This is a genomic window from Thiohalocapsa sp. (assembly GCF_022340605.1).
Taxonomy (GTDB): Bacteria; Pseudomonadota; Gammaproteobacteria; order Chromatiales; family Chromatiaceae; genus Thiohalocapsa.
Genome location: NZ_JAJDNQ010000027.1, coordinates 85,654 through 97,655, shown reverse-complemented (window position 1 = coordinate 97,655; position 12,002 = coordinate 85,654). Strand labels below are relative to the sequence as shown.

The 12,002-nt window shown below is 63.7% G+C and carries 6 protein-coding genes and 2 pseudogenes; 5 read left to right on the top strand and 3 right to left on the bottom strand.

The features are described 5' to 3' along the window. The first annotated feature begins 289 nt into the window (after positions 1-289). Positions 290-952 (top strand): hypothetical protein, encoded by a 663-nt coding sequence (locus LJE69_RS03950; RefSeq protein WP_296921707.1) that lies wholly within the window; start codon positions 290-292, stop codon positions 950-952. A gap of 55 nt (positions 953-1,007) precedes the next feature. Here the strand turns inward: LJE69_RS03950 and LJE69_RS03945 are convergent. The 3 genes and pseudogenes from LJE69_RS03945 to glgB all read right to left on the bottom strand — a co-directional run. Beyond that, positions 1,008-2,009 (bottom strand): annotated as a pseudogene (locus LJE69_RS03945) (AAA family ATPase); the annotation flags it as partial. 117 nt (positions 2,010-2,126) lie between these two features. Beyond that, positions 2,127-3,920, bottom strand: a complete 1,794-nt coding sequence (gene dacB / locus LJE69_RS03940) for a D-alanyl-D-alanine carboxypeptidase/D-alanyl-D-alanine-endopeptidase (protein ID WP_296921705.1) — start codon at positions 3,918-3,920, stop codon at positions 2,127-2,129. A gap of 44 nt (positions 3,921-3,964) precedes the next feature. Beyond that, entirely contained in the window at positions 3,965-6,325 is a 2,361-nt protein-coding gene (glgB, locus tag LJE69_RS03935) for a 1,4-alpha-glucan branching protein GlgB (protein WP_296921703.1), read from the bottom strand. 383 nt (positions 6,326-6,708) lie between these two features. On the opposite strand from glgB, the gene glgC reads away from it, so the two are divergent. The 4 genes and pseudogenes from glgC (at position 6,709) to LJE69_RS03915 (ending at position 11,477) form a co-directional block, all read left to right on the top strand. Further along, complete coding sequence (gene glgC / locus LJE69_RS03930; protein WP_296921701.1) at positions 6,709-7,980, top strand: glucose-1-phosphate adenylyltransferase; 1,272 nt, start codon at positions 6,709-6,711, stop codon at positions 7,978-7,980. A 216-nt stretch (positions 7,981-8,196) separates the two neighbouring features. Then, the gene (locus LJE69_RS03925) at positions 8,197-8,505 is read left to right on the top strand and encodes a linear amide C-N hydrolase (RefSeq protein ID WP_296921699.1); all 309 of its coding nucleotides are present in this window, start codon (positions 8,197-8,199) and stop codon (positions 8,503-8,505) included. Positions 8,506-8,624: 119 nt separating this feature from the next. After that, a pseudogene (locus tag LJE69_RS03920) lies at positions 8,625-9,395 on the top strand (choloylglycine hydrolase family protein); the annotation flags it as partial. Between the two features lie 549 nt (positions 9,396-9,944). Next, entirely contained in the window at positions 9,945-11,477 is a 1,533-nt protein-coding gene (locus LJE69_RS03915; protein WP_296921697.1) for a hypothetical protein, read from the top strand. Positions 11,478-12,002 lie beyond the last annotated feature (525 nt).

Here is a 12,002-nt window from a genome sequence, read left to right as displayed (position 1 = left end):
GCGTGTCATGTCGGGCTTCGTTCCGCAGCCCGACCGACGGAGTTCGGACGGAGTCTCGTTCGCTCTGTGGAGCGCGGGAGCCTGGCCGCGTGCGCCCGCGCCCACATTTCGCTGCCTTTTTGCGCTGGGGAGAGGGCGCCAGGCTGTTGTCGAAGCGCTGCAATCCGTACAATCCCGGCCTGTTTGGGATACGCGAAGCTGTTCGGCGTTTCCCTCGGAGCGTGAGCCTGGCGGCGCCGGAGTGCGGCCGATTGGCCGCGACCGCCATCCCGACCGGAGCTGAGCCACCATGTCCACATCCTCACAGGCGCTGAAGCAGTCGCTGCTCGGACTGGCTATCCTCATCGGCGGCGGGGTGTTCGTCGCAATGGGCTATGCGATGTGGATGATGATGGGCTATATGGCGGGCATGCGTGACTACATGGCGAGCATGAATGAATCCATGACCGCCATGACCGCCATGTCCGGCGACATGAAGCAGATGCGGATCGCCATGGTCAACATGGGCGGCACGCCGGAGCAGATCGTGGCAGGCGAGGCCGATCCGGCGGTGGAGCACAGAGGCGGCGGACCGGATTCCGGCGCCGGCAAGCTCAAGGCGACGCCCCACGAGATGGCCGCCGTCGACGCCACGTGCGAGGCGTTCCTGCAGTCGGTTGCCGCCGACGGTGGGCCGCCGCAGTTCAAGGTCGACGACGCAAGACCCTCGGTCATTGCCAACGAGAGCTACATGGCCTCGATGCGACGCGACATGCGCGAGATGGATGCGCACATGTTCTGCATGTACCTGTCCATGAGCGCCGACATGGCCGAAATGCGAAAGTCAATGAGCATCATGACGCCCTCGGTCGCCAGCATGGGGCCGACGATGAACTACATGGGCTACGACATGAACCGGGGCGTCAGTTCGTTCTCAAATCCAATGAACTACATGTTCAACGCGTTTCGGTGAGAGGCGATCAATCCGTCATGCAGCGATATTCGCCGAAGACCTCTTCCTCGCGCCCGATGGTCAGATAGCCGGTCTGCCACAGCAGCGCCTCGGTGCTGATTTGGCCGACGTCGAAGGCGGAGAGCAGGGCGCTGTCGGCCTGCAATTGGCCGAGCTGTGGCAGCCAGGTTTCGCGCTCGGTGAGGACGTCGATCAGGAAAGTCGGCGTCGCCGTCTCGAACCACCAGGGGCGGAATTTGCGCTCTTTCAGCAGCAGTAGCACCCCGAAGGGGTTGTAGACCGCCTCGCCGGTCCAGTTGTAGCCGTTGTACCAGGTGCGGATCTGGTCACGGTCGAGCCCCGTCAGCTCCGGTGCGAATGTGTTATCGAGGTCGGCCTCGGTATAGCCGCAGAGGGCCGAATACTCCGCCGAGACGGTGATGTCGCGCAGGTTGTTCAGCCCCGAGAACAGGCTCACCTTGCTGAACTTCGACACCCCGGTCAGGTAGGCGAAGCGGACGTGGGCATCGTTGTCCTTGATGACGGAGTAGAGGTTGCGCAGCCCGTCGCGGTTCGCGCGGGCGATGTCCGGGCGGGTCAGGTTGTCGAGGATGGGCTTGTCGTACTCGTCCACCAGCACGACGACGCGCTCGCCGTGCGCGGCATGGGCGCTGGCGATCAACTCGGCGAAGCAGCCCACCGGGTCGTCCGGGTCGCGGCAGGAGAGCCTCAGGCGCTCGGCGTTGTTGCGCAGCAACGCGAGGATGCGCCGGTCCAGCTCGGCTCGGCTCTGCAGGACGCCGCCGCCGAAGCTGAGCCGGATCACCGGAAAGCGCCGGCTCCAGTCCCAGCGGCCGTGAGCCTCCAGGCCCCGGAACAGCTCCTCGCTGCCGCTGAACAGCTCGGCCAGCGTATCGAGAAACAGCGACTTGCCGAAGCGCCGTGGGCGCGACAGGAAGTAGTACTTGCCCTCTTCGGTCAGGCGCAGCGCGAAGCCGGTCTTGTCGACGTAATAGCAGTTCTCCTCGCGGATCTCGCGGAAGGTCTGGATGCCGATGGGCAGGCGCTTGCGGGGCATGGCGGCGGGTCGGCGTGCGGCGGCGAGGCCCGCAGTGTAGCGCGCCCGCCGGACCGTGGCGCGGGCGTCCCCTCGGCGATGCCCCACCAGCCGATGTGCCGGGCGACTGTGTCAGCGTCACTCCGGCAACACCGCCCCATCGAACACCCACCGCAACAACGCATGCTGCACAGCGTGCCCGCGCCACGCCTGGAGGGTCTGGCCGGGTAGGGCGTTGACCAGCACGACGACGACCCAGCGCTGGCCGTCGGGGTCGAGGACGTAGCCGGCGATGGAGCTCGCGTCGCGGACGGTGCCGGTCTTCATGTGGGCGCGGCCTGCGATGGGCTCGTTGCGCATGCGCTTGGCCAGGGTGCCGTCGACGCCCATGATGGAGAGCGAAGCCATCAGCTCCGGCATCCAGGGCTGGTGATAGGCCCAGGTGAGCAGCTCGCCCATGCTGGCAGCGGCGATGCGGGTGTCGCGGGAGAGACCGGCGCCGTTGTCGATGACCAACTCAGGGAAGCTGAAGCCGCGCTCGGCGAGCCATTGAAACATGGCGTCGCGGGACTTTTCCTTGCTGCCCGGCGCTCCGGCGTGCTGGATGCCGAGCTGCAGGAAGATCAGCCGCGCCATCAGGTTGTCGGAGTACTTGTTGACGGTGCGCAGCACTTCTTCGAGTGGCTGTGATTCGGCGATGTGAAAGACCTCGGCGTCGTCGGGCGTCGGTGCGGCGAGCATGCGACCCTCGATGGTGCCACCGAGGCCGCGCCAGATGGCATCGAAGGCGGCGGCGGCGTGTTGCTCGGGGTTGAGCACGAGGCGCGGGATGGTCTCGTCCGGGCATTCGCTGGCAAAGGTACCGTTGATGGTGAGACGGGCGAGCTCGGTGCCCCCGGTGGCCGATGGTTTGGGGGCGGGCGGCTCCTCGATGGGCACGGGCTCGGGAGGGTGTGGCTCGGCGGGGCCGATGTCACCGGCGCCGGCACTGTTGGCGCCTGCTCCGCCAGACGCGCCCGCCGCCGTCTGCGCCGGTTGTGCTGCGGATGGCGGCTGCGGCTCGCTGATGGCGACGCTGAGGCGGTGGTAGCGACCTCGGCATGGCGCCTGGACGACCTTGGCGTGGTTGACGATCTCGACGTGGCTAAGCGGCGGGTCGGTGTAGACGCCGACGCCGCCGCGCTCGCGGTCGTTGTACAGGTGCACGTAGGTGACCTGCCGATTCAGGCTGAGCGCCGCCGGCAGCGCGTTGTAGCTCTTGTGGGCGGCGCCGTCGAAGTCACCGCGCTTGGCCGTCGGCGGCACCAGCTCGCTGTTGTCGAAGACGACGTCGCCGGCGATGTGCCGGATGCCCTTCTCGCGGATGGCGCGGATCAGGGCGGCATAGGCCTCGGTGGTGAGCAGCGGGTCGCCGAAGCCTTTGATGTAGAGGTTGCCGTCAAGGGTGTCGGCGACGACGTGGCCGGTGATGAGCACCTCGGTGCGCCACTGGTAGTCGGAGCCCAGCAGGTCCAGTGCGGCGATGCCGGTGAAGAGCTTGGTGGTGGAGGCGGGGATGCGCGGGGTGTCGGGGTTGATGGCGAGTAGCGGCTGCGGGTCGTCCACGCGGCGGACGTAGGCGCTGATCTGGCTCGGCTGCAGGGCCAGCTCCGGCAGCAACGCGGCCACTTGGCGGGGGAGTTGATCGTAGGGCTTGGGCGGCGCGGTTGGCTCGGGCGATTCCGGGATGCGGTCTGCGGTAGCCGCGTCGGTCTCGGCGGGTACCGCAGTTGCGGCGGTTACCGGTGTCTGCTGGGCGGCGGCGCTTAATGACAGCAGCAGGCCGAGCCCAAGGATTGCAGGTACCAGTGCCGCACCGCGCCACGGCGTGCGGATCAGCCGTCCCTGGTCTGGCTTCTGGCCTTCCGGCCGTAACGCTGACGACAGCGTCATTGCGGCCCGGGCATGCTCGCTGGCGGACGCCGGCGGCCAGGCGCTCAGCCGGACGTGCCGCTGCCGGTGCCGCCGTCGTCGGCATCGGCGCTTTCTGAGATCGCCGGCGAGGCTGCGGCCGGGACGGTGCCGTCGCCCTGGACCGTGCCGGCATCGGTGGTGGTGGCATCGGTGCTGCTGGCGGTCGCCTCCGGGGCGGGCACATCCGGCTCATGTACCATCACCACGCCCGCCAGTGGCGGCAGCGCCATGGGAATGGAGTGGGGGCGTCCCATCCAACTGATGGGCTCGGCGTGGACGCCGCCGCGGTTGCCGACGTTGCTGCCGCCGTACATTTCCGCGTCGGAGTTCATGGCCTCGCGGTAGTAGCCGGGCAGGGGTACGCCGATGCGGTAGTTCTCGCGCGGCACCGGCGTGAAGTTGAACGCGCAGGCGACGATCTGCTTGCCGTCCTTCGACTTGCGCAGATAGCTCAGCACCGACTGACTGGAGTCGTGGCAGTCGATCCACTCGAAGCCCGAACTGTCGAAATCCACCTCGTACAAGGCCGGCCATTTGCGGTAGAGCCGGTTCAGATCCGCGACGATCTGCCGGACGCCCTGGTGCTGCGGGCGCTCCAGCAGGTACCAGTCCACCGCGGCGTCGAAGTTCCATTCCTGCCCCTGGCCGAACTCGCAGCCCTGAAACAGGAGCTTCTTGCCCGGGTAGGTGAACATGAAGGTGTAGAGCAGCCGCAGCGAGGCGAACTTCTGCCAGGCGTCGCCGGGCATCTTGTCCAGCATGGAGCGCTTGCCGTGGACGACCTCGTCGTGGCTGAACGGCAGCACGAAGTTCTCGGTGAAGGCGTAGAGCAGGCCGAAGGTCAGCAAGTCGTGGTGGTAGTGGCGGTAGATCGGGTCCTTTTCCATGTACGCCAGGGTGTCGTGCATCCAGCCCATGTTCCACTTCATGCTGAAGCCCAGGCCGCCGAGGTAAGTGGGCCGCGACACCTGCGGCCAGGCGGTGGACTCCTCCGCCACCATCAGCGAGCCCGGGTGCTGCTCGTGGGTGACGGTGTTGAGCTGGCGCAGGAAGTCCACCGCGTCCAGGTTCTCGTTGCCGCCATACTTGTTGGGAATCCACTCGCCGTCTTCGCGGGAGTAGTCCAGGTAGAGCATGGACGCCACCGCATCCACGCGCAGGCCGTCGATGTGGTACTCCGAGAGCCAGTACAGGGCGCTGGACAGCAGGAAGTTCTTCACCTCGTGCCGGCCGTAGTTGAAGATCAGCGTGCCCCAGTCCTTGTGCTCGCCCTGGCGCGGGTCGGCGTGCTCGTAGAGCGCCGTGCCGTCGAAGCGGGCGAGCGCGGTGGTGTCGCGCGGGAAGTGCGCCGGCACCCAGTCCAGCAGCACGCCGATGTTGCGCTTGTGCAGGTGATCGACGAAGGCGCGGAAGTCGTCGGGTGTGCCGAAGCGGGCGGTGGGGGCGAAGTAGCCCGTTGCCTGGTAGCCCCAGGAGGCGTCCAGCGGGTGCTCGGTGACGGGCAGGAGCTCGATGTGCGTGAAGCCCATCTCGGTGCAGTACTCCGCCAGGCGCTCGGCCAACTCGCGGTAGTTCAGGAACTCACCGTCCTCATCGCGCTGCCAGGAGCCCAGGTGCACCTCGTAAATGGACATCGGGCTGTGCTGCCAGTCCCGCTCGGCGCGGCGGCCGAGCCAGCCGTCGTCGCTCCAGGCGTAGCGGCTGGGGGCGGTGAGGATGCTGGCGTTGTCCGGGCGCTTCTGGAAGGCGTTGGCGTAGGGGTCGATCTTGACGTGGAGGTTGCCGCCGCCGTCGCGCAGCTCGAACTTGTACAGAGCGCCCGGCGTAAGGTCCGGGATGAACAGCTCCCAGACGCCGGAACCGCCGCGTACCCGCATCGGGTGCACGCGCCCGTCCCAGTTGTTGAATTCGCCGATGACGCTCGCCCGCTGCGCTCCCGGCGCCCAGACCGCGAACTGAAAACCCTGGATGCCGTCCACGGTGCGCTGGTGGGCGCCGAGGAAGCGGTAGGCGTGCCAGTGCCGGCCCTCGCCGAACAGGTGCAGGTCGAAATCGCCGAGCTGCGGGCCGAAGGTGTACGGGTCGCACCGGCTGCTGACGCGGCCCTGGCGGTCGTACCAGGTGATGCGGTAGTGCTCCTGGCCGCGCAGCTGCTCGGCCGGGCCCTCCCAGATGAACAGGTCCGTGCCCGGAATGCGCTCCAGGTCGATGCCGGCCTCGTTGATGCGGGCGCGCTCGGCCTGGGGCAGAAAGGCCCGCACAGTAGCCGTGTCGGCGGTGAGGTCATGCCGGCCAAGCACCTCGAAGGCGTCGTGGTGGCGCGCCTCGACGATGCGCAGCAGTGGCTCGGGCAGCGAGGAGGGCGGGATCGGACCGATGGGCATGGGGGTTCCGTTGGCGTATCGTTCAGCAGGATTCGGGGCCGGACTCAGCGCGGGTCTCGCGACGCTGACGTATGAACCCGCGATGTTACCATGCGCCCCGCGCGCGCCGCCCCCGGGCGGCCCATTTGGAAGCCGCAGCGAATGCAGCGCGGACAGCCGCTGCCGCGCGGCTGTCTTGGGCAGGGTGCCGGGTCCGGCCGCGTCTCGTCGCGGCGCGGACGCCGCTCCCACAGTTCCTGTGGCGCGCGGGACGCCATGTCCAGCCGGGGACCGACGAGTGGCGTCGGTTCAGGGAGCTCCGGGCGGCCGGGCGCCTGCGCCGCACCGGGAGGCAGCGCGGACGTCGGTGCTTTCCCCCAAACCACCTGATCAAGAGGTGACCCATGCCGGATGCCGGACCGCGTTTCGTCAGCCGCCTGACCCGTAACACGCTGGCACTGATCCTCGCCGGGGGGCGTGGCTCGCGGCTCAAGGATCTGACCCGCTGGCGGGCCAAGCCGGCGGTGCCGTTCGGGGGCAAATTCCGCATCGTGGACTTCCCGCTGTCCAACTGCATCAATTCGGGCATCCGTCGCATCGGCGTGCTGACGCAGTACAAGGCGCATTCGCTGATCCGCCACATCCAGAAGGGCTGGGGCTTCCTGCGCGGCGAGTTCGGCGAGTTCGTCGAGCTGTGGCCGGCGCAGCAGCGCATCGCCGAGACCGCCTGGTATTCCGGCACGGCGGACGCCGTGTTTCAGAACCTGGACATCATCCGCAACCACGATCCGGAATACGTCCTGATCCTGGCCGGTGACCACGTCTACAAGATGGACTACGGCACCATGATCGCGCACCACGTGGAGAGCGGTGCGGACATGACCGTCGGCTGCCTCGAGGTGCCGGTGGAGCAGGCGCGCGCGTTCGGCGTCATGGATGTGGACGCCGAGGGTCGCGTGCGCGGCTTCCTCGAGAAGCCCGCCGAGCCGCCGTCGACGCCGGGACAGCCGGGGATGGCGCTGGCATCCATGGGGATCTACGTCTTCAACCGGGATTTTCTCTACGAGCAGCTCATCCGCGACGCCGATCAGCCCGGCTCCAGCCATGACTTCGGCAAGGACCTGATCCCCTACGTCATCGGCCGCTACCAGGTGATGGCCTATCCTTTCCGCGATCCCAAGTCCGGCGAGCAGGCCTACTGGCGTGACGTCGGCACCGTGGACGCCTTCTGGGAGGCCAACCTGGAGCTCATCGGCGTGACGCCACCGCTCAGTCTCTACGACGAGCACTGGCCCATCTGGACCTATCAGGAGCAACTGCCACCGGCCAAGTTCGTCTTCGACAGCGACGAGCGCCGCGGCATGGCGGTGGACTCCATGGTCTCCGGCGGCTGCATCATCTCGGGCTCCACGGTGCGGCACTCCCTGCTGTTCTCCAGCGTGCGGGTCAACTCCTACTCCTACGTGCAGGACACCGTGGTGCTGCCCAACGTGGACATCGGCCGCAACTGCCGCATCAAGCGCGCCGTCATCGACCGCTGGTGCAACATCGCCCCGGACACCGTCATCGGCTACGACCGCAAGGCCGACGAGACGGCCGGCTTCTATGTCACGGACAACGGCGTCACGCTGGTGACGGCGGACATGCTGGGGCAGCAGATCAATCGCGTCCGCTAGCCAAGCGGCCGGCGAGCTGGCACCTCGTTCGCGGGTGGCGTTGCGTGCTTTGGGCGCTCGACGCCACGCATTCAGCCGTCCACCTGTCTTCAGCGGCTGCTTGGCCTCGGCATGCCAGCCGTTCGCGACGTTGCGTCGAAGGGCACAACTGGAAGCGAAATCTAGTTTACCGAAATCAACAGCTATCAACAGTACTGCTGGAAGAGGAGAGCACCGATGAGGCAGCAAGCGATTAACCTACTGGCAACCTGTGCAATCGTTGGCGTAATGAATGCTCCGGTGGATGCGTGCACTGGAATACGTCTTATATCCGCGGACGGGGGCGCTGTTGTCGGCCGGACGATGGAGTTTGGTTTTGACGTCAAGTCGGATGTCGTGGTGGTTCCGGCTGGCACCGAGTTGACGAGCTCGCTTCCCGACAAGTCTCAGGGCATGCGCTACAAATCTAAATACGGAATTGTCGGCGCCAATTTACTCGGCATGCCCGTGGTTGTGGACGGGGTCAATGAAAAGGGTCTTTACTAAGCCGCTCGGTAGTAGTGTCACATCGCATTTAAAGTAACCGCCTGTCTTGTCAAGCATCCGGTTTTGAGCGATCCTGACATTACTAACGCTACGATCAGTATGTCGGTGGGTTCTACTTTCCTGCATATGCAAGTTACTCCGACCCCGATCCAAAGAGTGCCTCCCGAACCCTTGCGCCTGAAGATTACGGGACCTGGCTGCTCGCCAACTTTGGGAGCGTCGAAGAGGTCAAGGCCAATTTCGGCAAGGTCGTCCTGGTGCCGAATCCCATCAAGGAAATCGGCGGCGAGAGCTTTCCCGGCCACTTTGTTGTCCATGACAGCACTGGGGCCTCGGTGGTAATCGAGCCCGTCGACAAGACCCTCAAGATCTACGACAACCCCCTTGGCGTCATGGCAAACTCTCCGACCTTCGACTGGCATGTCACCAATCTCCGGAACTACGTCAATTTGACAACGACCAATGTGCCTCCGATCGAAATGAGCGGGATCAAGTTGTCACAGTTCGGCCAAGGCAGTGGTATGCGCGGCATTCCTGGCGACTTCACGCCGCCGTCGCGGTTCGTGCGTGCGGTGGCGTTCTCCCAGTCCGCCGAGAAACTTGCCACAGCAGAGGAGACTGTGCCGCAGGTCTTTCACATTATGAACGCATTTGATATTCCTGTAGGAGCCGCTCGGGAAAAGCATGGCGACGAAGTCCATTATGACTACACGGTCTGGACGAGTGCCTCGGACCTGAAGAATATGCGCTGGGCGTACAAGACCTACAGCGACCAATCCATTCGCAGTGTCGATGTCCGAAAGGCGCTAAACGCGGCCGGGGACAGGATTAGAATCATCGAGATGGATTCGTTGCAGCCCATCGAGGATGTCTCCACGAAATTCAAATGATCAGGAGTGCTCACTCTGGGAAAGAAAGGCTAGGTGACGATTCCGCGTGCCGTTCTACGGTCGGTCCGCCTGACCGGTGATGCTCCGCTGCTGGTGGACACAACTCCCGAGGGGCGATCCTGCTGAAGCCGGCAGCGGCTTTCCCGGTCGAGATCTATTCCGAGTAGCGTGTCCGGGAGTTTCAGCGCGAGAACACGGTCTCCGAGGAACTCCAGGCCCAAGTCCGTGCCTCGTCACTGGAGATCGCACCCACTTTGGTCACCTGTACGGCAAGACCATCGGTAGTCTGCGGGTGCTGACGTTGACAGAAACCTTGGCGCGCTTGCTCGAAGGCCGGTATCTCCGATCCGGGCTTACCATGTCCCCCGGGAAATGGGAAACTCCGCGTGCATTCAGTGGACTGTCTCCCAAATCAGCGGTCATCTGCGCGCCTCTCAACTCTCCCTTGGGGCAGCCACCGGCCACTTCCGGCCCTTGACCGGCCGAGAAAGGATCGCCAAGAGTCGGCGACGAGTAGACACAAGCCATCCTCGCCCTACTTCAACCCGCATGTTTACATCGACGAGAAGAAGAATCGAGCGCGCCGCAGAGTTCCTTCGCAAATACCCGAAGTTCCCCCGCGGCTCGGCCGGCGACGTGTTGTCGCTCGCCGGCACAGATCGGTGGGCCATCACCTGGGGTCTGATCAAGTACGCTGTCAGATTCTCTGGCGTCACGACCAGGCGATCGGTTCTTAGAACAGCTGAAGACCTGGTGCGAGCCACTGACGCATTGAGGCATTATTTCTTGCTCTCGCCTGAGGAGCATCAGATCTTAAATGATCACCTCACCGCGTACGCCATCAGAAAAGCTGCTCAGGTTGGCATAGGCGTTGATGATCCAATCACTTCGGAATTCTTTACGACCATCGTTCGGGAAACTCTTCGCGCGGCCGACAACGCAACAAAAGCTCGCGTCAATGAGAGCTACGACTCGTTACTTGAAGAGATCAAACGTTCGAGAATCACGTTCAAGTGCAAGTTTCCTCGGTCTCAGAGCTCGGCTGCCCGAACTGAGCTGATTAACAGAGGCATTCTCGATTCCGCGGGTCGGCTCGTTATGACCGAAATCAACCGTGCGCTAGACCGTATGGAGTCCGAGAACGAGCAGATAAATTTTGTGCGGAACCTCTTGCAACACGTTCCTGGTGACCCGAGCGACTGCCACGGTTTAGTGGACCTCCGCAGCCGGTTCCGCGTCATGGCACAGGCATTTCCACATTTCTTGGATGACTTCAATGCGCCGGATGTATTGAACGCCAACCTTACGGAGATACTCGAGAATCCGCAGAATACCACCCAAGGCTATCTACAACTTCTGGAAGACGCAGACGACCTCGGAACCTGGCGGTTTTCTTTGATTCGGGCAAGCCTCCCGCTAATAGAGTGGCTAGACTGTCGGGATGCGAACGAGAATTTGCAAAGTTTCTTTGACGAATTCGAAACTTTCTTAGGCCCGGCTCCCCGTGAGTTCATCGACTGGGGGCCCGAGAGGCATCGGCGTCGGTTTAAGGACACTTTGCAGCGGATGATACTTGAGCATCAGCAGCCATTGACGTTCGTCAGAGAGCTAAATAGAGCAAGCAATCCGGAGCCTTTTCGCTATTTGTTCGACTCAGACGACGAAATGGAGCAGTTCGTAAGTAAGGCATACGGCGCCTCCCGCTTTCGGAACGGCCCATTAGGCCAAATTTTCGAGATTAGACACAGCAACGACAGCGCTTCCCGCATCGCACTGACAGCTCTGCAAGAGCGCAGTTACGCGTTGAGCTTTTGGGAAATGGCGCCTCATGAACTGCGCTGTTTACAGGCGGGAATCATCGACTTGATCGTGAGAAGCGAGCTTTCCGAAAGTGAGAGAGCTGGCTTTGGTCATTTGGTTCTTAATGCAGATATCTTGTGGCAGCAGTGCCGTACAAGAATTTGGCTGTGTCAAATATTGACCCAGACCCAGAGAAAAGATCTAGCGTATTTAGGGGCTTACTACAGCGTCGTTTTCGGGAGTATCGGGCGCAAAGGACGCAGTACGCGCAAGCGGAAGTAGCAGCCTTGTGCGCGGGCGCGCTCTAAGGCGTTCGCTAATGGTGTAGCCGTTTGCCACTGCGATGGCGAACTTGGGCGATCATCTAGGAAGACCTAGAGCGTGGTGAGGTCCTGTTCACGCCCTATGCTTGGAAGGCAATGAACGCTATGCCAAGGTGCAGATTGGCCTTTTCGGTCGGCTGAAATTTTGTGTGCATTTTCGGATGCTAAGCGTTTCCAGTCCGCGCCTGCTGGACACCCACAGGCTCGAGGAGAATTCCGATGTTTCCGCAAGCGTCGCGGACCGCTCGCCTAACGGTGGTTTCGAGACGCATTGGCCAAGGCGGTGCGCGCTTCGCGCAGTTGTCCATGCGCGATGTTGATGTCAGCTAAGGGTCGCAAGCGGACACGCGACGGGCGACTTCGCACTGTCCGATATGTTGCGACCGGTCGCAGGCTCTAGACCCGAGTCGCTAGACTGCATGCTCCTGCGGGCGCTGCGGTCGGCGCCGAACCTGCTTGGAACTCCCGCGCCGCAATCCGGTAC